Below are 19,520 nucleotides of genomic sequence, written 5' to 3'. Positions count from 1 at the left end.
ACCGCATGAAGAAGCCCGCGCTTTCCCTCGCCGCCGCAGCCGCCATGCTGCTGGCAACCGTCGCCATGGCCGCCGGGCCGGTGCCGGCAAAGTTCGACCCGCTGCAGGCGTTCGCGCCCTACAGCTACCCGCAGCCGGCCACCGCGTACCGCTCCGCCAGCGGCAAGCCCGGCCCGCTGTTCTGGCAGAACCGCGCCGACTACACGATCACCGCCACGCTCGATCCGGCCACGCGCCGGCTCGGCGGCAGCGAGGTGATCAGCTACACCAACCGCAGCCCCGACGCGCTCGACGTGCTGTGGCTGCAGCTGGACCAGAACCGCTACCGCCGCGACGCCCGCGGCGCGTTCACCAGCAAGTTCCCCGCCGAGTTCACCGACGGCTACAAGATTGCCTCGGTCGAAGTGGATGACGCGCACGGCCGCAGGCAGCCGGTGAAGTGGGTGGTTTCCGACACGCGCATGCAGGTGCAACTGCCCGCGACGCTGAAGGGCAACGGCGGCAACCTGCGTCTGCACATCGCCTGGAGCTATACCGTGCCCGGCGAATTTGGCGGCCGCACCGACGTCAACCCCAGCAAGAACGGCGAAATCTTCGAGATCGCGCAGTGGTACCCGCGCATGGCTGTGTACGACGACCTGCGCGGATGGGACACCGCGCCCTACCTCAACAGCGAGTTCTACCTGGAATACGGCGACTTCGACTACGCGGTCACCGTGCCGTGGGACATGATCGTGGCCGGCTCCGGTGAACTGGTGAATCCCGAAGACGTGCTGACCAAGACCGAGCAGCAGCGGCTGGAACAGGCGCGGCACAGCGACAAGACCGTGATGATCCGCAACGCCGAAGAAGTCACCCAGCCGTCCAGCCGTCCGAAACAGAGCGGCACGCTGACCTGGCACTTCCGCATGAACAACACCCGCGACGTCGCGTTCGGCGCCTCGAAGGCGTTCGTGTGGGACGCCGCGCGGATCAACCTGCCCGAGGGCAAGACCGCGCTGGCGATGTCGGTCTATCCCGCCGAAAGCGGCGGCCAGCAAGCCTGGGGCCGCGCTACCGAATACCTCAAGGCCGCCACCGAGTATTTCTCGAAGCAGTGGTATCCGTACCCGTGGCCGGTGGCGATCAACGAGGCCGGCACTGCTGGCGGCATGGAATATCCGGGCATCACCTTCGACCACAAGCTGGCCAAGGGCAGCAAGCTGCACATGGTGATCGCGCACGAGATCGGCCACATCTGGTTCCCGATGATCGTGGGCAGCAACGAGCGCCGCGACGCGTGGATGGACGAGGGCTTCAACACCTTCATCGACGTCTACGAGGACGACGCCTTCAACCACGGCGAATACGCGCCCAAGCGCGACAGCGAGTACGCGCCCGGCGGCGGCAATCCGGCCGACGAGATCGCGAAGGTGCTCGCCGACCCCGCCGCGCCCGCCCTGCTCAACGGCGCCGACATGACGCCGGAGAAGTATCGCCACCCGATCAGCTACTTCAAGAGCGCGTTCGGCCTGGTGCTGCTGCGCGAACGGATCATCGGGCCGGAGCGCTTCGACCCCGCGTTCCGCCGCTACATCGCCACCTGGGCGTACAAGCACCCAAGCCCGTCGGACTTCTTCCGCTTCATGGAAAGCGACACCGGCGAGGACCTGGGCTGGTTCTGGCGCGGCTGGTACGAGCACAACTGGCCGTTCGACATGGCGGTACGCAAGATCGCGCCGGTCGACGGCCAATGGTCGCACGGCGCGGAGATCACCGTCGCCAACCTCGGCCAGTTGGTGCTGCCGAACACGCTGCGGGTGAGCTACGACGACGGCAGCACGCAGGACGTGCGCATCCCGGTCGAGACCTGGCAGCAGCACCGCGACTACGTGGTGCGGGTGGCGGGCACGCGCAAGGTGAAGTCGGCCACGCTGGACCCGGCCCACGCGCTGCCGGAAGCGGACCGCTCGAACGACACGCTGAAGGTGGAATAAGCCGTGGTGCGCGGCTACCGGCCCGGCAGGCGCTGCCGCAGTTCGCCGATGCCCTGCCACGGATCGGCACGCAGGCTTGCCGCCCGCGCGAGCGCGGCGTGCAGGCCGAACGCGGCGCCGCCCGCGACCTCGTCCAGCTCGCCCCAGCCCAGCGGCATCGCCACCGGCGCGCCGGCACGTGCGCGCAGCGACCAGTTGCACACGCTGGTGGCGCCGCGGGTATTGCGCAGCCAGTCGATGAAGATGCGGCCCTTGCGCCGCGCCTTGCCCGCGGTGGCGACGTAATCCGGCGGATGCCCGGCCACCATCGCCTCGGCGAACGCCGCGCAGAAACGCTTCACCACATCCCAGTCCGGACCGCGGCGGAACGGCACCACCACGTGCAGGCCCTTGCCGCCGCTGGTGCGCACGAAACCCTGCAGGCCGGCGTCCTGCAGCCGCGCACGTATCCTGCGCGCGGCCTCGATCACCGCCGGCCAAGGCACGCCGACGGCCGGATCGAGGTCGAACACGATCCGGTCGGGCGCCTCGGGCCGATCCACCCGTGCGCCCCAGGGATGGAACTCCAGCGTGTTCATCTGCACCAGCTCGAGCACGCCGCGCAGGTCGCGCACGTAGAGGTAATCGGCGACCCCGCCGTCCTTCTCGCGCAGGGCGATCGAGCGCACGTGCGTACCGAGCGCCGCCGCATGATGCTTCTGGAAGAAACAGGCGCCAGCGGCGCCGTCCGGGCAACGCAGCAGCGACAGCGGCCGGTCGACCAACCCGGGCAGCAGCCACGGCGCCACCGCCGTGTAGTAGGCCGCCACGTCCCCCTTGCTGATCCCTGCATCCGGATAGACCATGCGCCCGGCGTGGGTGATCGCCACGCCCGCCGCCGCCGCATGCGAACGCTCTGGCAGGGAGCCGGCTGCCGGACCGGGATCGCTCACGCTCATGGCCTGCCTCCGCGCTGTGGACGTGCGCCTAGGGTAGGCGCCGGGCGCGTGCACGGCGCGGCAAGGCCATCGCCTGGCCGGCAGGGCCGTCCGGCTTCGGCTTCGTCGCCCTGGCCATCGTCACCTCGCTGATCCCGCCCGGCGGCGGCGATCCCGTGCTGTTCCTGGGCAAGGTGGCGGGCGGCTGCGCGCTGCTGGTCGGCACCGGCCTGGTGTTCTACTCGCGGCAACGCCGGCGCGCCGCGCGTTGAACGCGCATCGCGCCTGCCGGGCGCGTGCACTGCTCGGCCGTTGTACTTCAGCTCAAAGCCTGCGATGCCCGTTGCATTGGTCTCGCCGCTTCACTCGCCATCGTCTTCCTCCAGCTCCAGCTCGTCGCTGCGCAGGCCGGTGCGCGCGCCCCAGTGGTAGACGAGCAGGGCGAGCAGGGCCATCGCCAGCGAATCCCACGGCTGCGGGATCGCGCCGATGCCGCCGAAGCTGCCCAGCCAGGACATGCCCAGCACCAGCACGTAGAACCCGATCAGCCACAGCGAGCCCTGCACCTGGCGCCGCAGGCGCGGTCGCGCAGCCTTCGACGGCAGGCGGTACAGCACGTAGGCCGCGAAGATCAGCACCTGCAGCCCCAGCAGCCACGACAGCGTCCGCCAGGTGGACCAGTACACGATCAGTGCGGCGACCACGAACGACAGCGGCCCCAGCAGCCCGAACGCGCTGACCCGGAACGGCCGCGCCAGCGCCGGCGCGCTGCGCCGCAGCGCCGCCACGGTGACCGGCGCCACCGCGTAGCTCAGCACCAGCGCGGCGGAGACCACGTTGATCAGGGTTTCCCACGACGGGAACGGCAGCGTCCAGAACACCGACAGCGCGAGGCTCAGCCACAGCGCCGGACGCGGGATGCCGGACTTCGCGTCGACCCGGGCCAGCACCGGCAGGAAACCGCCGCTGCGCGCCCAGCCGTAGGCCACGCGCGGGGTGGCGTTCATGTAGATGTTGCCGGTGCCGCTGGGCGAGACCACCGCGTCGCTGACCACCAGCGTCGCCAGCCAGCCCATGCCCAGCGCCAGCGCGATGTCGCGGTAGGGCAGCGCGAAGACTTGCTCGATGCCGCCCCAGCCACCCGCCAGCCGCCCGGCCGGGATGCCGCCGAGGAAGGCCAGCTGCAGCAGCACGTAGATCACCGTGGACAGCGCCACCGACAGGATCAGCGCGATCGGGATCGTGCGCTGCGGCTCGCGCACCTCGCTGGCCACCGCCACGATCGGGGTCAGCCCGAGGTAGGCGAAGATGATGCCGCCGGCCGCGATCGCCGCCTCCACGCCCGCCGCGCCGAACGGCGCGAAGCCGTGCTGGTGCAGGTTGCCTGGGTTGAAGTGCGCCAGCAGCAGCACGATCACCAGCACCGGCACCACGAACTTGAACACGCTGATGATGTTGTTGGCCAGCGCGAACGACTTCACGCTGAAGTAGTTGAGCAGGAAGAACAGCACCAGCAGCGCGAACTGCAGCAGCCAGCCGGCCAGGCTCGGATGCGTGCTGCCCGGCAGGCTCAGCGACGGGAACCACGCCGCGGCGTACTGGCGGCAGGCCTCGACCTCGATCGCGATCAGGCTGGAGAACGCGATCAGGGTGATGAAACCCATCAGCGAACCCAGCAGCGCGCCGTGCGAATACTCCGGATAGCGCACCACCCCGCCGGCGCGCGGCAGCGCCGCGCCCAGCTCGCAATACACCAGCCCCAGCAGCAGCACCGCGACGCCGCCGATCATCCAGGACAGAATGCCGGCCGGCCCGGCGATCCCCGCCACGTGGCTGGCGGCGAACAGCCAGCCCGAGCCGAAGATCGAGCCGAGCCCGATGAAGGTCAGGTCGACCAGACTCAGACTCTTGTGGAACTTGCCTTGTGCGGCCATGCATTTCCCCCGGTGGAAACGAACGCGCCGCCCCCGCGGCGCGCGATGTACGGATGGCGGGCGCGCGGCCGGATCATTCGGCCGCGCCCGCCCACGGCGACTTGCCGCCGCCCGCGATGAAGCGGTCGATCTGCGCCTCCAGCAGCGGCAGCGGCACCGAGCCGGTCTGCAGCACCGCGTCGTGGAAGGCGCGCAGGTCGAACTTCCCTCCCAACGCCGCCTCGGCCTTACGGCGCAGCTCGATGATTTTCAGCTCGCCGAGGTAGTACGACAGCGCCTGGCCAGGCCAGCTGATGTAGCGGTCCACCTCGGTGGTGATCTCGTGCTCGCTCAGCGCGGTGTTGTCGCGCAGGTAGGCAATGGCCTGCTCGCGCGTCCAGCCGGCGTGGTGGATGCCGGTGTCGATGACCAGCCGGCTGGCGCGCCAGACCTGGTAGGTGAGGTAGCCGAAGCGCTCGTAGGGCGTGTCGTACATGCCCATCTCCTGCCCCAGGTATTCCGCATACAACGCCCAGCCCTCGCCGTAGGCGGAGATGTAGGTGTAGCGGCGGAAGTCGGGCAGCGTGGCGTCCTCGGCGGCGAGCGGCATCTGCAGCGCGTGGCCGGGCGCCGACTCGTGCAGGGTCAGCGCCGGCAGCACATACAGCGGGCGCGACGGCAGGTTCCAGGTGTTGACCAGGTAGAGGCCAGGGCCGCCGCGGCCGCCGGTGTAGAACGGCGCCAGGTCGGCCGGCACCGGCTCGATCGCGAAGCGGCGGCGCGGCAGCCGCCCGATGTAGTCGCCGATCTTCCCGTCCACGCGCTTGGCGATCCAGGCGGCGTCCTTCAGCAGCTCCTGCGCGCTCTTCGGGTAGAAGCGCGGATCGGTGCGCAGGAAATGCAGGAACGCCGGGAAGGTCGACTCACCCGGTGGCGCCTTGAAGCCGCTGTCGGCGATGGCCTGGTCCATCGCCCGGCGCAGGCGCGCCACTTCCGCGAGGCCGAGCTCATGGATCCGCTGCGGGTCCTGGTCGAGCGTGGTGTATTCGCGGATCTGCGCGCGGTAGTAGGCCGCGCCGTCCGGCAGCGCCTCGGCGGCCAGCGTGGTGCGCGTGCGGGCCAGGTATTCCCCGCGCATGAACGCCAGCAGCTTCGCGTAGGCCGGCGCCACGCTGGACGAGATGGCCGCCAGCGCCTGCTTGCGCAGCTCGGCCTGCCGCGCCGCGGGGATGGTCGCCGGCAGGTGCCGGAACGGCGTGTAGAACAGGTTCGCCTCGCCCGCGGCGTCGGCGACCTCGGCGATCGACCGGTCGCGCCCCTGCAGCGTCACCCGCGGCTGGCTGAAGCCGCGCGCCAGGCCGGCGCGCATGTTGGCGATCTGCTCGTCGAAATAGCGCGGGATGTCGGCCAGCTGGCCGAGGTAGCGCCGGTAGTCGTCGTCGCTGTGGAAGCTGCCGCGCGCGGTGAAGCCGAGGTTGCTCCAGAACGCGCTGTCGCTGTTGAACGGCATCTCCCAGGCGCGGAAGCGCTGCCGCTCCAGCAGCACCGCGATCTGCTGGCGGTAGACCAGGTAGTTGACCTGCTCCGCCGGCGGCAGCTGCGCCGGCGCGATCGCGTCCAGCTCCGCCATCACCTGCTGCCAGTAGGCGGTGCGCTGCTGCTGGCTGGCCGGATCGACCTTCGGCAGGTGGTCGGCCGGCGTGCCCTGGCTGTCCTCGGTGTCGGCACCGGCGAACTGGGCCTGGCGCCAGTGCCATTCGCGCTCATACAACGCCTTGAAGCGCGCGGCGGCATCGTCTTGCGCGGGCGCAGCGGTCGCCGATGCCCCCGTCACGGGAGGTGCGACCTGCTGGCAAGCGGCGAGGAGCACGGCAGCGAGCAGGCCGACGGCAAGTGCGAGCGGACGGAACGGCATCACGCGATCCCTCCGGCAGGATCGTGGCGAACGGAACCACGCGGAAAGCGCCATGCCCCGGCCGTCACGCGAACGGCCGGTCGATCGACGGCGACGGCGGCGTGAACCACTGCGCGCCGTCCGCGGTGACGTGGAAGTGGTCTTCGAGCCGCACGCCGAACTTGCCCGGCAATACGATCATCGGCTCGTTGCTGGCGCACATGCCCGGCTGCAGCGCGATGCGGTTGCCGCGCACCAGGTACGGCGCCTCGTGGATCGCCAGGCCGCAGCCGTGGCCGGTGCGGTGCGGCAGTCCCGGCAGGCGGTAGTCCGGGCCCAGCCCGGCCGCCTCCAGCACCTTGCGCGCGGCGGCGTCCACCTCTTCGCAGGCCACGCCCGGGCGCACCGCGGCAAACGCGGCAGCCTGCGCGGCCTGTTCCAGATCCCAGATGCGGCGCTGCTCGTCGTCGGGCGTGCCGAAGATCCAGCTGCGGGTAATGTCGGAGTGGTAGCCCTGCACCGTGCAGCCGGTGTCGATCAGCACCAGCTCGCCTTCGCGCAGTTGCTGCACGCCGGGGATGCCGTGCGGGAACGCGGTGGCATGGCCGTACTGCACGATGCAGAAGGTGGAGCCGTGGTCGGCGCCCAGCGCGCGGTGCGCCTGGTCGATGAAGCGCACCAGCTCGTCGGTGCCCAGGCCCTCGCGGGCGATGCCGGCGGCCAGGCGCTGCACCTGCAGGGTCATGTCGCAGGCCTGCTGCATCAGCGCCAGCTCGGCCGGCGACTTGCACCGGCGGCAGCCGTCGATCACCGGCGCGGCGTCGACGATGGCGCGCGGGTCCAGGTGCGCGCACAGCCCGGTATGCAGCGCGAACGCCGCGGCGGGGTCCAGCGCCAGCGTGCGCGCGCCGCGCTCGGCCATCGCCTGCGCGACCAGCGCGTATGGGTCCTCGTGTTCTTGCCACAGGCGCTTGCGCGCCGGGATCTTCAGCACCGCGTCGAGCGAGCCTTCCTCGAACGCCGGGCACACCAGCAGCGGATCGCCCGCGGCGGTGAGCAGCAGCGCCACCAGCCGTTCGCTGGCGCCCCACGGCACGCCGGCGAAGTAGCGCAGCGAGGTACCGGCGTTGACCAGCAGCGCATCCACGCCCAGCGTGCGCATCAGCGCGCGGGCTTGCTCGATCCGCTGCTGGTACTCCGCCCCGGCAATGGCCGGCGCGCGCCGCGCCCACGGCTGCAGCTGCGCCTGCGCCTCGGCGAGGCCGAGCTGGCCGATCTGCGCGCTCATGCCCGTGCGGCCACGTCGGCGACGGTCCACTGCCCGTCGAGCAGGCGCGGCACGCCGCCCGGGTTGGCGTCGCGCAGTTCCACCGGCAGCAGCGCGTCGGGCACGCCGTCGTAGCTGTGCAGCGCGGCGAAGCGGCGGATCGCCGCCGGCATGCCGACCGCGGTGAAGCCGGGGTGGCTGGTGCTCGGGAACGGCCCGCCGTGGTTCTGCGCGGGGCTGACCGCCACGCCGGTCGGCATCTTGCTGTTGATCAGGCGACCGACGCGGGCGCGCAGCACCGGCGCGATCGCCCGCCACGCCGCGTCGTCGGAACCGTCGGCGGCGCGGTACAGCGTGCCGGTGAGGTTGCCTTCGAGCGCGCGCGCCACCGCGAGCATCGCGCCGGCATCGGCCGTGCGCACCAGCAGGCCGACCGGGCCGAACGCCTCGGTCTGCAGCTCGCGCGGACGCGCCAGGAAGTCCGCCGCGTCCACCGCCAGCAGCGTGGGCGGATAGCGGAAGCCGCCCTGCCCGTCGGTCGGCGCCGTCGCCAGCACCTGGGCGCCAGCCAGGCGCAGCGTGTCCACGCCGCGCGCGACGTGCTCCACGCCGCCCGCCGAGAACAGCACCATCGGCGCGGCCGCGGCGAAGTGCGCGGCGGCCGCGGCGGCGAAGGCGTCGCCGTCGGCGCCGTGCGGCACCACCAGCACGCCGGGGTTGGTGCAGAACTGGCCGCTGCCCAGCGTGCACGAGGCGAAGAACTCCTGCGCCAGCGCCGCGCCGCGCTCGGCCAGCGCGCCGGGCAGCAGGAACACCGGGTTGACGCTGGACAGTTCGGCATAGCACGGCACGCCCGCCGCGTCGGCGGCCGCCTTCAGCGCCAACCCGCCGGCGCGGCTGCCGGTGAAGCCGATCGCGCCTAGCCGCGCGTCGCCGGCCAGCCGCAGCCCGATGCCGTGGTCGAAGTGGTACAGCAACTGCACCGCCGCGGCCGGCAGGCCGCTGTCGCGCAACGCCTGGTGCGCCAGCTGCGCCAAGCGCTGGCTGGTCGCCGGATGCAGCGGGTGCGCCTTGGCGATCACCGGGTTGCGCGCGGCGATCGCCGAGGCGAAGTCGCTGCCGGCGACCGCGTTGAAGGCGAACGGGAAGTTGTTGGGGCCGAACACCAGCACCGGTTTGGACAGCGGCGCCAGATGCGAGCGCAGGCCGGCAGCAGTGTCGATCACCGGATGCGTCCACGCGTAGCCGCGCACCGCCTTCGCCGCCTGGCGCAGCTGGCCACTGGCGCGCGGCAGCTCGTTGCCGCGCAGCCGGGTCGGCGCCGGCAGCGCGGTCTCGGCGTGCGCCAGCGCAACCAGGGTGTCGGCATCGGCGTCGAGCGCGTCGGCGTAGGCCTCCAGGAACGCGGCGATCCGTTCGGCCGGCGCCGCAGCCAGCTCGGCGGCGACAGCGCTGGCCGCGGCGACGGCGGCCTCGACATCGCTGCCGCCGCTGACCGGGAAGGCCGGGCCGATCGCCGCGCCGGTGGCGGGGTCGGCGGCACGGAAGCTGCCCGTCGGCTCGCGGCTGGGCTGCCAGGCGCCGGCCAGCAGGACGGGTTGGAGTGCATCGTTCATGGCGGATACCTCGGGACTTGAGGGGATCGGCACCTCTCCCGCGCGCGGGAGAGGTGCCTCGACTCACGGCGCCAGCCGGGTGGCGATGGCGCGGTCGATCACCTTCAGCGCCGCCTCGCGCTCGGCGCCCTCGACCACCAGGCGCGGCGCGCGCACGGCCTCGCTGCCCATGCCGACCTTGGCCTGCACCAGCTTGATCAGCTGCACGAACTTCGGCACGGTGTCCAGCCGCAGCAGCGGCAGGAACCAGTGGTACAGCCCGGCCGCGGCCCGGTAGCCGCCGTCGCGGGCCAGCTCGAACAGCTTCACCGACTCGGCCGGGTAGGCGTTGACCAGGCCGGCGACCCAACCCTCGGCGCCCATGGCCAGGCCCTCGACGATGGCGTCGTCCATGCCGACCAGCAGCACCAGGCGGTCGCCCAGCAGTTCCTTGATCGCGGCGAAGCGGCGGATCTCGCCGGAGGACTCCTTGACCGCCTGCAGGTTCGGGAATTCACCCGCCATCTGCGCGATCTGCGCCGGCAGGATGTCGGTGCGGTAGGCCACCGGGTTGTTGTAGAGCATGCACGGCAGGTCGGTGGCGCCGAGCACCGCGCGGGCATGGGCGGCGGCCTCGTGCCAGTCGGAGCTGTAGACGTAGACCGGCAGCACCATCAGGCCGCCGGCCCCCGCCGCCTTGGCAGCCCGCGCCAGCTTCACCGCCTCGGCGGTGGACAGCGAGGCGATGCCCGGCACCACCGGCACGCGCTGGCCGACCGCCTGCACCAGCGTCTCGATGATCGCCAGCTTCTCGTCGAAACCCAGCGTGGCGGCCTCGCCGAGCGAGCCCAGCGGCACGATCGCCGTGCAGCCGGCATCGACCAGCTGCTTGGCGTGCCTGGCAAGGAACTCGTGGTCGACGCTGCCGTCGGCCTTGAACGGCGTGGTGATCGCGGGCAGGACGCCCTTCCAGAAAGTGGCATGGCTCATGGTCGTTTCTCTTGCGGGTCGTGGGTGAAGGATTCGGCCAGCGCCGCGAGGCGGACCGGGAACAGCGGCGGCCGGCGGCCGCCGTCGGAGGAAGCCTCGGGGCGGCACACGCCCAGCTCGGCCAGCGCGGTGCCGCAGATGCGGCCCTGGCAGGCGCCCATGCCGCAGCGCGAGGCGAGCTTGGCGTCGCGTGCATCGGGCAGGTCCGCCAGCGCGCCGAGCGGCACGTCCTCGCAGCGACAGACCAGGGTGCCCGGCCGGGCCAGCGCGTGGATGCGCGGGTCCAGCGCAAAGGTTTCGTGCAGCAGGCCGGCGAAGGCGCGCGCGTGCCGGCGGCGTGCCGACAGCGCCCGCGCGGGCGCTTCGGCGCCGGCCGCCACGTGGCCGGCCATCGCGCCCTCGATCCGCGCGCAGTCGCGGCCGCCGATGCCGAGCGCCTCGCCGGCGGCGAACACGCCGTCCACGCTCGTGCGCAGCAGCGCGTCGGCCGCCACGCGTCGGTGCCGGCCGGCCGCTTCGAGGCGGCAGCCCAGCAGCTCGGCCAGCCCGGTGTCGGGCACCAGCCCGTAGCCGACCGCGAGCTGGTCGCAGGCGAGGCGTGCGCGCCCGCGCGGGCCGTCGATCTCGACTTCGCGCAGCACGTCGTCGCCATGCGCCGCGACCACCACGCTGCCGGCGCGGTAGGCCACGCCAGCCAGTCGCGTGCGCAACGCCAGCGCCTGCAGCGCCTTGCCCGGCCAGCGCGGCAGCCGCAACGCGAAATCGCGCAAGGCATGCAGCGGCGCCTGTTCGTGGATGCCGAGCAACTGCGCACCGTGCGCGCGCAGCGTCGCCGCCGCGGCGAGCAGCAACGGCCCGCTGCCGGCCACCAGCACGCGCTTGCCGCGCAGCGGCCAGCCCTGCTTGGCCAGCGCCTGCGCACCGCCGGCGCCGGTCACGCCCGGCAGGGTCCAGCCGGGAAACGGCAGCAGCAGTTCGCGCGCGCCGGTGGCCAGTACCAGCGCGCGGTAATGCAATTGCAGCGCGCCCCGCGGGCCGTCGGCCAGCAGCCAGCCCGGCTGCGCCAGCACCGCCTGGGTGCCGGGCAGCCAGTCGACGCCGGGGGCGGCGAGCGCCGCGAACGCGCGCCGCGCCATCGCCGGCATGCCCCGCCTGACATCGTGCCGCCACACCTGCCCACCCGCCCGCGGCTGCGCGTCGACCAAGCCGACGCGTGCGCCGTGCGAGGCCGCGGCACGCGCCGCGGCGAGTCCGGCCGGGCCGGCGCCGACCACCAGCACGTCGTAGCGGCGAACCGGCTCAGTCATCGGTCGACACCCGCATGCCCGCGCGCGCCGGCGTCATGCACGCGCGCAGCTGCGCCACGCCGTCGATGCGCACCCGGCATTCGAAGCACACGCCCATGCCGCACAGCGGCGCGCGCGGCTGGCCGCCGCACGAGCGGCGGAACGGCACGCCGAGCACGGCCACCGCGGCCGCCGCGCTGGCGCCGTCCGGCACGTCCACCGGCTGCCCGTTCACTTCCAGGCGCAGCGTGCCGCTCATGCCGCCGCCCCACCCAGCATGCGCGCCGGCAGGTAGGGCGCCGGGTCGATCGCCGGCACGCGCCCGAGCAGGCCGTCCACGATCAGCCGCGCGCTGCCCAGCGCGGTGGTGACGCCCAGGCCCTCGTGGCCGGCGGCGACCCACACGTCGCGCCGCCCCGGCAGCGGGCCCAGGTACGGTCGGCCGTCCGGCGTGGCCGGACGCAACCCGGTCCAGATGCGGATGCCCTGCAGCCCGCGCAGGATTGGCAGGAAGGCGAAGGTACGCTGCAGCATCTGCCACAGCAGCGGCAGCGACACCTCACGGTCGGCCACGCCGGACTCGCGCGAGGAGCCGACCAGGATCTGCCCGGTCGGGCGCGGCTGCACGTTGAACGCCACGCTGCGCTCGGCGTCGCCGTGCGCGGAATCGGCATAACCCAGCTCCAGCAGCTGGTGCCGGATCAGGCCGGGGTAGCGGTCGGTGATCGCCAGCTGGCCCTTGCGCGGGTACAACGGCAACTCCGGCAGCAGTTGCGGCAAGGCCACGCCGGTGGCGACCAGCACCGGGCCGGCCAGCCGCGTGCCGTCGTCCAGGCGCACGCCGTGCTCCAGCAGCTCGACCACGCGCCGGCCCAGCCAGGCCTGCGCACCGGCGGCGCCCGCCTGGTCGAGCAGGTGGCGCGCCATCCGCGGCGGATACACCACCGCCTCGTCCGGCACCCGCATGCCGCCGGCCAGGCCGGGCGCCAGTTGCGGTTCCAGTTCGTACAGTTGCCGCGCGTCGACCCGCTCGGCGCGCAACCCGGCGCCGGCCAGCCGCGCGATCCTGGCCGGCACCGCGGCCAGCTCGCGCTCGTCGCGCGCCACCCACAGCGTGCCGCAGCGGCTGAATTCGATCTCCGGCAGCATCGCGTAGCGTTCCCACAGCCGCAGCGAGTACGCCGACAGCGCCAGCTCGGCCGGGTCGTCGTCCATCGCCACCAGGTGTCCCATCGCCGCCGCGGTGCTGCCGCCACCCACCGGGCCCGGCTCCACCACGGCCACCGTCAGGCCCTCGTGCGCCGCCGCCGCGGCGCAGGCCGCGCCGACGATGCCGGCGCCGACGACGATGAGGTCGAAAGCTTTCATTCGGCGCGGATGCCCCAGGCAAACGGATCGGCCGGATCGATCAGCAGCTGCGCGCGCGCGATGACGTGGGCCGTGCCGGCGATGCGCGGCGCCACACCGCGCGCGCCGCGCCGGTAGCTGCCTTCGAAAACGCTGCCGAGGATGCCCTGCTGCAGCCAGCTCTCGCCTTCGGCCAGTTTGCCGTCGGCGGCCAGGCAGGCCAGCTTGGCGCTGGTGCCGGTGCCGCACGGCGAGCGGTCGTAGGCCAGGCCCGGGCACAGCACGAAGTTGCGCGCCTGGCCACTGCCGTCGGGCGCCGAACCGTTGACCTCGACGTGGTCGATCTCACCGCCTTCCGCGCCGGTGATGCCGGCCGCTTCCAGCGCCTGCCGGATCGCCTCGGTATAGGCGGTCAGCTCGCGCTGGTGGGCCAGGTCGAGCGGGCACGGCGCTTGCCCGGTGATGAAGAACCAGTTGCCGCCCCAGGCGACGTCGCCGCGCACTTCGCCATGCCCGGGCACCTGCACCGCCACGTCCTTCGCATGGCGGTAGCTCTCGACGTTGTCGATGTGGACCCGGCCGTCATCGTCGAGATCCACGCCCACCGTGCCGACCGGCGTCTCGATGTAGTGCCGTCCCGGCCCGATCCGGCCGAGATGCTGCAGCGTGCGCACCACACCGATCGTGCCGTGGCCGCACATGCCCAGGTAGCCGACGTTGTTGAAGAAGACGACCCCGCTGCAGGCGCGCGGGTCGCGCGCTGGCAGCAGCACCGCACCGACCATGGCGTCCGAGCCGCGCGGCTCGCACGCGATGGCGCTGCGCCAGTGGTCGAACTCGGCCGCGAAGCGCTCCCGGCAGCGGGCCAGGCTGTCGCCGCCGAGATCAGGGAAGCCCGCGACGACCACGCGGGTCGGTTCGCCGGCGGTGTGCGAGTCGATCACATCGAGGGTATGCATGCGTCCATGCTCACACCCGGGTCGCCGCGGCGACTAGCGGAGAATGCCGAGTGCGCATGCGGAATTCGGCACAATCCGCGATTGCTTGCGCCGCCTGCGATTGCGCTAGCATCGGGCCATCGGCGGTCACCGCCCCTACGCAACCCACGCCGCCGCGACGATGCAACCCAGCCTGCCCGCCCTCGAGATGCAGAAGCTGTTCGATGCGCTGCCGGACGTGGTGTTCTTCATCAAGGACCGCGAGGGCCGCTACACCCATTGCAACCTCACGCTGGTGCGCCGGCTGGGCCGCCAGCGGCGCGCCGAGGTGATCGGCCGCTCGCCGGCGGACGTGTTCCCGCTGCCGCTGGGCGGCAACTACATGGCCCAGGACAGCCGCGTGCTCGGCGGCGAGCTGATCGACAACCAGCTCGAAGTGCACCTCTACCCGAACCGGCTGCCCGGCTGGTGCCTCACCTTCAAGCGCCCGCTGGTCGAGGCGGGCGAGGTCGTCGGCGTGGTCGGCGTGTCGCGCGACTTGGGCCAGCCGGACGGCAAGCATTCGGCGATCAAGCGCCTCAACAAGGTCGTCGAATACATGCAGTCCCACTACGACGAGAACATCCGCGTGCAGGACTTGGCCGCCTTCGCCGGGCTGTCGCTGGCCCAGCTCGAGCGGCACTTCCGCCGCGTGTTCCAGTTCACCCCGCAGCAGCAGCTCACCAAGATCCGCATCGACGCCGCCATGCGCTTGCTGCACGATGACGACAACAGCATCGCCAGCATCGGCGTGCAATGCGGCTTCTCCGACCAGAGCGCCTTCGCCCGGCAGTTCAAGGCCACCGTCGGGATCACCCCGCGCGAGTACCGCGCGCTCAGGGGAAAGCTCTAGCTGGCCGGAGGAGCACCACCACCGGCTGCCGGAAACGACGAGGGCCTGCGGAAGCAGGCCCTCGGGGGCGACAACCTGTGTTCGCTAGAACGGAATGTCGTCATCCGCGAAGCCGTTGTCGGCCGGCGGCGGGGCGCGGCGCGGCTCGTCGCCGCCGCGCGGCTGGCCGGCGGAGCCGCCACCCTGGCGCTGGCCGCCGCCCTGCGGACGCTCGCGCTGGAAGCCGCCGCCGCCCGCGCCGCCCTCACCGCCGCCGCCGAGCATCTGCATGTCGCTGGCGATGATGTCGGTGGAGTACTTCTCGACGCCGCTCTTGTCGGTGTACTTGTCGGTGCGCAGCGAGCCTTCGATGTACACCTGCCGGCCCTTCTTCAGGTACTCGCCGGCGATCTCCGCCAGCTTGCCGAACATCTTCACGCGGTGCCACTCGGTGCGTTCCTGCTTCTCGCCGCTCTGCTTGTCGGTCCAGCTCTCCGAGGTAGCCAGGCTCAGCGTGGCGATCGCGGTGCCGCTGGTGGTGTAGCGCACTTCGGGGTCGTTGCCGAGGTTGCCGACCAGGATGACTTTGTTGACGCCACGTGCCATGGGAATGTCCTCGTTGGGCCGGCCGTGCATTCGGGAGTGGTCACGGCCGGAATGGTGGTCCGGGCTGGCTATCATAACCATGGCCGGCATCGAGTGCAGCGGACGCGGACCCGAATGGGCGTAGGCCGCGGCCCGGCCCGCCGGTCCGCGCCACGCACGTGCGGATCAGGCCGGATGGCCGTCCGGGCCGTGGGTCGCCGCCGCACCGGCCGGCAGCCGGTCGACGCCGTAGCCGGCCGCGTCCCACGCCTCCAGCCCGCCCAGCAGCGGGCGCACCCGGCGGTAACCCTGCGCCATCAGGGTCTTGGCCACCCTCGCGGCGGACACCTCGTTCGGGCAATTGCAGTAGACCACCAGCTCGCGGTCGAGCGGGATGCCGCGCAGCGCATGGTCGATACCGCGATCGTCGACCAGCAGCGCGCCGGGGACGACCCGCGTGTCGAGCTGGCGCGACCCCGCCGGGCGCACGTCGACCACCACCGGCGCGCGCCCGTCCTCGATCGCGCGGTACAGCTCGTCCACCGTGATGCGCGCCATCCGCAACGTGCGCAGCAGGCGCCGCCGCTGCCACCAGCGCGCCAGCACGTACAGCGCCAACAGGGCGCCGAGCAGCTCCAGCGCGATCGTGCCGGCGTCGGCAATCGCCGCCAGCAGGTCGTCGATCTGCGCGGCGAAAGCGTAACCGAGGGCGACTGCCAGCCCGGCCCACAGCAACGAGCCGATCCCGTCGAACAGCAAGAACACCGGCAGCCGCAGCCCCATCGCGCCGACCAGCGGCGGCGCCACCGTGGCCAGCCCCGGCACGAACTTCGCCACCAGCAGCACGCCGGCGCGCCAGCGCTGGAACTGCAGTTCGGAACGCTGCACGCACGAGTCGGGCGACAGCGAGATGCGACACAGCAGGCGCATCACGCTCCCTCCGTAGCGCCGCCCGGCGGCGTACCACGCCAGGTCGCCGAACAGGCAGGCGACCAGCGCCACCGCCAGCACGCCCGCCGCCGCCAGTTGTCCGTCCGCCGCCAGCGCCCCGGCCACCACCAGGGTCGGCACCGCCGGCAGCGGCGCGCCGAGCTGGGTCAGCAGCACGTTGAGGAAGACCAGCAGCACGCCGAACTCGGCGATCAGCGCGATGATCTGTTGGGCCATCGAAGCGGTACCCAGTGCGCGGCGCGGCCGCAGGCTCCCATCATGGGGCGTCGCACGGCCGTTGCAAACCCCGCGGGATCCGCGCCGGTACGTTCCTACACGGGCTGCACCTGCGCGATGGCGGCGCGAGCGATCCGGCGCGAGCCGGACACCACCAGCGGCAGCCACAGCAGGGTCAGCGCCGCGGCGCAGACGAACACGCCGTCGGGGCCGAGCCGGCCCAGCGCGATGCCGCCGAGCGTGCCGCCCACGAACGCGCCAATGAACTGGCTGGTCGAATAGGCGCCCATCGCCGCGCCGCGCAGGTGCTCCGGAGCCAGCCGCGAGACCAGGCTGGGCAGCGCCGCCTCCAGCAGGTTGAAGGCGGAGAAGAACACCGCCGCCGCCGCGCCGAACGCGGCCAGGTGACGGCCGGACAACGCGAAGCCGAGCAAGGCCAGCCCGATTGCCACCACGCACACCGTCACGATGCGCAGGCTCTGCGCCACCTCGCGCATGTAGTGCAGGCTCGCGCCCATCACGAACGCGGCAACCGTCATCACCGGCAGGTACAGCTCCCAGTGCCGGTTCACCGGCAGGTGCAGCGTGTTCGCCAGCAGCAGCGGCAGCCCGACGAAACTGGCGGTGAGCAGCGCGTGCAGGAAGAACACCGAGCCGTTCAGCACCAGCATCCGCCCGTCGCGCAGCATCGCCAGCACCTGGCCGACGCCCGCCGCGGCCGGTGCACGGGCGCGCGCCGGCGTGGGCACGATCAGCCACAGCAGCGCCAGCGAGGCCAGGGCCAGGATCGAGGTGGCGGCGAACAGCCCGGGCAGGCCGGCGACCGCCTCCAGCGGCGGCCCCAGGATCAGCGCCAGCAGGAACGCCAGGCCGATCGACACGCCGATGATGCCCATCGCCTTGCCGCGGTTTTCCTCGGCGGTGAGGTCCGCCGCCAGCGCGATGCCGGCGCCGGCCACCGCGCCCATGCCCTGTACCGCGCGCCCCACGGCGATGCCGGCGAGCGTGTGCGACATCGCCGCGATCAGCCCGCCGAGGGCGAACAGCAGCAGGCCGAAGGTGATCGCCGGCTTGCGCCCGATCCGGTCCGACAGCAGCCCCAGCGGGATCTGCAGCAGCACCTGGCCGATGCCGTAGACGCCCAGCGCCAGCCCGATCATGAAACCGCTGGCGTCGGGCATCCCCTTCGCGTACAGCGAGAACACCGGCATGATCAGGAACAGGCCGAACAGGCGCAGGCTGATCACGCAGGCCAGGGTCAGCGCGCTGCGCAGTTCGAGGCTGGAGAGTTTGCTCACCGGGGGACAGCTGTCGGAAAAGGCATGGCCGGCATTATAGAGGGCGCCCCGCGTCGGGGTTTGTGGCGACATGTCGCGGCGCAAGTTGTTGCAGGCCCTATAATCGGAACGATTCACGCCCCCGAAGCCCCCATGACCACGACGATGCCCGCCGACGCCAGCCGCCCCGCCGACTTCGCCCAGGTGCGCGACCTCGCCGCCGCCGACATGCAGCGCGTCGACGGGCTGATCCGCCGGCGGCTGTCCTCCGACGTGGTGCTGATCAACCAGATCGCCGACCACATCATCGCCGGCGGCGGCAAGCGCTTGCGCCCGATGCTGCACGTGCTGGCCGCCGGCGCGGCCGGCTACCGCGGCGAGCAGCACACCAAGCTCGCCGCGATCATCGAGTTCATCCACACCTCCACCCTGCTGCACGACGACGTGGTCGACGAATCCGACCTGCGCCGCGGCCGCAAGACCGCCAACGCGCTGTGGGGCAACGCCGCCAGCGTGCTGGTCGGCGACTTCCTGTACTCGCGCTCGTTCCAGCTGATGGTGGAACTGGACGATATGCGCATCATGCGCATCCTCGCCGACACCACCAACACCATCGCCGAAGGCGAGGTGCTGCAGTTGCTCAACATCGGCAACGCCGACGTGAGCGAGGCAGCCTACCTGGCGGTGATCGAACGCAAGACCGCGGTGCTGTTCGCCGCCGCCACCGAACTGGGTGGCCTGCTCGGCGGGTTGCCGGAAGCGCAAGTGACCGCGTTGCGCCGCTACGGCATGGAACTGGGCTACGCGTTCCAGATCGCCGACGACCTGCTGGACTACACCAGCGACGCCGGCACCCTGGGCAAGAACATCGGCGACGACCTCGCCGAGGGCAAGCCGACCCTGCCGCTGATCTACGCGCTGGAGAAGGCCAACCCGGAACAGGTGCAGTCGCTGCGCCACGCGATCGAGCACGGCGGGCTCGACTCGCTGGACCGCATCATCGCCTCGATCCGCGACTCCGGCGCGCTGGAGCGCACCCGCGACCGCGCCCTGCTGCACGCCCGCGCCGCCCGTGAGGCGCTGGCCGCGCTGGCTCCTTCGGCACATCGCGACGCGCTGGGGACGCTGGCGGATTATTCGGTGCAGCGCACGTTCTGAGCTGGTTGATGCTTCGCTTGTAAAGGTTGTTTTCAGAGCTTTCGTGCGCCTGCGGCGCCCGAGTCACTTTCTCTTTGCGTGGCCAAAAAGAAAGTAACCCAAGAGAAAGGCCACCCCGCTTGCGCGCCTTGCGGGCCTCCTGCCCGCAAGGTCCGCGTCCAGGCGGTGGGGTTTGTCGACAGGGCTTCCTGCCCTGACGACAAACTGGCCGGCCTCCGTGCCGGCCACCCTGCGGGCTGATCCACCACCCGCCCGCCGCTTCAGAGGGGCCCCGGGAAGAGCAGCGCGCTCCCGGCGCGCACTCTTCAAAAGAGCCAGATCAAGAGCGGGAGCGAAGCC

16 protein-coding genes are annotated in these 19,520 nt (G+C 72.0%); 3 read left to right on the top strand and 13 right to left on the bottom strand.

Annotation, left to right across the window (positions count from 1 at the left end; translation table 11 throughout):
* The first annotated feature begins 5 nt into the window (after positions 1-5).
* The gene (locus tag RHOFW104R8_RS03865; RefSeq protein ID WP_068096533.1) at positions 6-1,976 is read left to right on the top strand and encodes a M1 family metallopeptidase; all 1,971 of its coding nucleotides are present in this window, start codon (positions 6-8) and stop codon (positions 1,974-1,976) included.
* A 14-nt stretch (positions 1,977-1,990) separates the two neighbouring features.
* Here the strand turns inward: RHOFW104R8_RS03865 and ligD are convergent, their stop codons facing one another.
* The 10 genes from ligD to RHOFW104R8_RS03815 form a co-directional block, all read right to left on the bottom strand.
* Positions 1,991-2,914, bottom strand: a complete 924-nt coding sequence (ligD, locus tag RHOFW104R8_RS03860) for a non-homologous end-joining DNA ligase (protein WP_068096535.1) — start codon at positions 2,912-2,914, stop codon at positions 1,991-1,993.
* Between the two features lie 341 nt (positions 2,915-3,255).
* The gene (locus RHOFW104R8_RS03855; protein WP_068096537.1) at positions 3,256-4,827 is read right to left on the bottom strand and encodes an APC family permease; all 1,572 of its coding nucleotides are present in this window, start codon (positions 4,825-4,827) and stop codon (positions 3,256-3,258) included.
* Between the two features lie 73 nt (positions 4,828-4,900).
* Positions 4,901-6,721, bottom strand: a complete 1,821-nt coding sequence (locus RHOFW104R8_RS03850) for a DUF885 family protein (protein WP_082823513.1) — start codon at positions 6,719-6,721, stop codon at positions 4,901-4,903.
* Between the two features lie 64 nt (positions 6,722-6,785).
* The gene (locus tag RHOFW104R8_RS03845) at positions 6,786-7,988 is read right to left on the bottom strand and encodes a Xaa-Pro peptidase family protein (protein ID WP_068096559.1); all 1,203 of its coding nucleotides are present in this window, start codon (positions 7,986-7,988) and stop codon (positions 6,786-6,788) included.
* On the bottom strand, positions 7,985-9,583 hold the full coding sequence (locus RHOFW104R8_RS03840) for an aldehyde dehydrogenase family protein (RefSeq protein ID WP_068096539.1): 1,599 nt from the start codon (positions 9,581-9,583) through the stop codon (positions 7,985-7,987). The genes RHOFW104R8_RS03845 and RHOFW104R8_RS03840 overlap by 4 nt, the downstream gene beginning before the upstream one ends.
* A 63-nt stretch (positions 9,584-9,646) precedes the next feature.
* Positions 9,647-10,552 (bottom strand): dihydrodipicolinate synthase family protein, encoded by a 906-nt coding sequence (locus RHOFW104R8_RS03835; RefSeq protein WP_068096540.1) that lies wholly within the window; start codon positions 10,550-10,552, stop codon positions 9,647-9,649.
* Positions 10,549-11,859, bottom strand: coding sequence for an FAD/NAD(P)-binding oxidoreductase (locus RHOFW104R8_RS03830; RefSeq protein ID WP_068096542.1), 1,311 nt, complete (start codon positions 11,857-11,859; stop codon positions 10,549-10,551). Before RHOFW104R8_RS03830 ends, RHOFW104R8_RS03835 begins: the two co-directional genes overlap by 4 nt.
* Positions 11,852-12,097 (bottom strand): (2Fe-2S)-binding protein, encoded by a 246-nt coding sequence (locus RHOFW104R8_RS03825; protein WP_068096544.1) that lies wholly within the window; start codon positions 12,095-12,097, stop codon positions 11,852-11,854. Before RHOFW104R8_RS03825 ends, RHOFW104R8_RS03830 begins: the two co-directional genes overlap by 8 nt.
* Positions 12,094-13,206, bottom strand: coding sequence for an FAD-binding oxidoreductase (locus RHOFW104R8_RS03820; protein ID WP_068096546.1), 1,113 nt, complete (start codon positions 13,204-13,206; stop codon positions 12,094-12,096). The genes RHOFW104R8_RS03825 and RHOFW104R8_RS03820 overlap by 4 nt, the downstream gene beginning before the upstream one ends.
* Positions 13,203-14,144, bottom strand: coding sequence for a proline racemase family protein (locus RHOFW104R8_RS03815; RefSeq protein ID WP_068096548.1), 942 nt, complete (start codon positions 14,142-14,144; stop codon positions 13,203-13,205). Before RHOFW104R8_RS03815 ends, RHOFW104R8_RS03820 begins: the two co-directional genes overlap by 4 nt.
* 160 nt (positions 14,145-14,304) lie before the next feature.
* On the opposite strand from RHOFW104R8_RS03815, the gene RHOFW104R8_RS03810 reads away from it, so the two are divergent.
* Positions 14,305-15,015 carry an AraC family transcriptional regulator gene (locus RHOFW104R8_RS03810; protein ID WP_068096550.1) on the top strand — a complete coding sequence of 237 codons (711 nt, stop codon included), beginning with the start codon at positions 14,305-14,307 and terminating at the stop codon, positions 15,013-15,015.
* A gap of 84 nt (positions 15,016-15,099) precedes the next feature.
* Here the strand turns inward: RHOFW104R8_RS03810 and ssb are convergent, their stop codons facing one another.
* The 3 genes from ssb to RHOFW104R8_RS03795 all read right to left on the bottom strand — a co-directional run bounded on the left by ssb (position 15,100) and on the right by RHOFW104R8_RS03795 (position 18,044).
* Complete coding sequence (gene ssb, locus RHOFW104R8_RS03805; RefSeq protein WP_068096561.1) at positions 15,100-15,600, bottom strand: single-stranded DNA-binding protein; 501 nt, start codon at positions 15,598-15,600, stop codon at positions 15,100-15,102.
* Between the two features lie 165 nt (positions 15,601-15,765).
* Entirely contained in the window at positions 15,766-16,746 is a 981-nt protein-coding gene (locus tag RHOFW104R8_RS03800) for a DedA family protein/thiosulfate sulfurtransferase GlpE (protein WP_068096552.1), read from the bottom strand.
* Between the two features lie 95 nt (positions 16,747-16,841).
* Positions 16,842-18,044, bottom strand: coding sequence for an MFS transporter (locus RHOFW104R8_RS03795; protein WP_068096554.1), 1,203 nt, complete (start codon positions 18,042-18,044; stop codon positions 16,842-16,844).
* A gap of 132 nt (positions 18,045-18,176) precedes the next feature.
* Here RHOFW104R8_RS03795 and RHOFW104R8_RS03790 point away from each other — a divergent pair, with 132 nt between their 5' ends.
* Positions 18,177-19,181, top strand: a complete 1,005-nt coding sequence (locus RHOFW104R8_RS03790) for a polyprenyl synthetase family protein (protein ID WP_068096556.1) — start codon at positions 18,177-18,179, stop codon at positions 19,179-19,181.
* Positions 19,182-19,520: the final 339 nt, after the last annotated feature.

Origin of the sequence: Rhodanobacter sp. FW104-R8, from assembly GCF_001617365.1 — a bacterium.
In the GTDB taxonomy this organism is placed as follows: domain Bacteria; phylum Pseudomonadota; class Gammaproteobacteria; order Xanthomonadales; family Rhodanobacteraceae; genus Rhodanobacter.
The sequence above is the reverse complement of the archived record's forward strand: the minus strand, read 5'-3'. Positions and strand labels throughout refer to the sequence as shown.

What these genes read in the sequence shown, in the direction of transcription:
- ligD (WP_068096535.1), bottom strand. Translation starts at nt 2,914, where the DNA reads ATGAGCGTGAGCGATCCCGGTCCGGCAGCCGGCTCCCTGCCAGAGCGT.
- RHOFW104R8_RS03810 (WP_068096550.1), top strand. Translation starts at nt 14,305, where the DNA reads ATGCAACCCAGCCTGCCCGCCCTCGAGATGCAGAAGCTGTTCGATGCG.
- RHOFW104R8_RS03835 (WP_068096540.1), bottom strand. Translation starts at nt 10,552, where the DNA reads ATGAGCCATGCCACTTTCTGGAAGGGCGTCCTGCCCGCGATCACCACG.
- RHOFW104R8_RS03855 (WP_068096537.1), bottom strand. Translation starts at nt 4,827, where the DNA reads ATGGCCGCACAAGGCAAGTTCCACAAGAGTCTGAGTCTGGTCGACCTG.
- ssb (WP_068096561.1), bottom strand. Translation starts at nt 15,600, where the DNA reads ATGGCACGTGGCGTCAACAAAGTCATCCTGGTCGGCAACCTCGGCAAC.
- RHOFW104R8_RS03815 (WP_068096548.1), bottom strand. Translation starts at nt 14,144, where the DNA reads ATGCATACCCTCGATGTGATCGACTCGCACACCGCCGGCGAACCGACC.
- RHOFW104R8_RS03830 (WP_068096542.1), bottom strand. Translation starts at nt 11,859, where the DNA reads ATGACTGAGCCGGTTCGCCGCTACGACGTGCTGGTGGTCGGCGCCGGC.
- RHOFW104R8_RS03850 (WP_082823513.1), bottom strand. Translation starts at nt 6,721, where the DNA reads ATGCCGTTCCGTCCGCTCGCACTTGCCGTCGGCCTGCTCGCTGCCGTG.
- RHOFW104R8_RS03790 (WP_068096556.1), top strand. Translation starts at nt 18,177, where the DNA reads ATGACCACGACGATGCCCGCCGACGCCAGCCGCCCCGCCGACTTCGCC.
- RHOFW104R8_RS03800 (WP_068096552.1), bottom strand. Translation starts at nt 16,746, where the DNA reads ATGGCCCAACAGATCATCGCGCTGATCGCCGAGTTCGGCGTGCTGCTG.
- RHOFW104R8_RS03865 (WP_068096533.1), top strand. Translation starts at nt 6, where the DNA reads ATGAAGAAGCCCGCGCTTTCCCTCGCCGCCGCAGCCGCCATGCTGCTG.
- RHOFW104R8_RS03845 (WP_068096559.1), bottom strand. Translation starts at nt 7,988, where the DNA reads ATGAGCGCGCAGATCGGCCAGCTCGGCCTCGCCGAGGCGCAGGCGCAG.
- RHOFW104R8_RS03820 (WP_068096546.1), bottom strand. Translation starts at nt 13,206, where the DNA reads ATGAAAGCTTTCGACCTCATCGTCGTCGGCGCCGGCATCGTCGGCGCG.
- RHOFW104R8_RS03840 (WP_068096539.1), bottom strand. Translation starts at nt 9,583, where the DNA reads ATGAACGATGCACTCCAACCCGTCCTGCTGGCCGGCGCCTGGCAGCCC.
- RHOFW104R8_RS03825 (WP_068096544.1), bottom strand. Translation starts at nt 12,097, where the DNA reads ATGAGCGGCACGCTGCGCCTGGAAGTGAACGGGCAGCCGGTGGACGTG.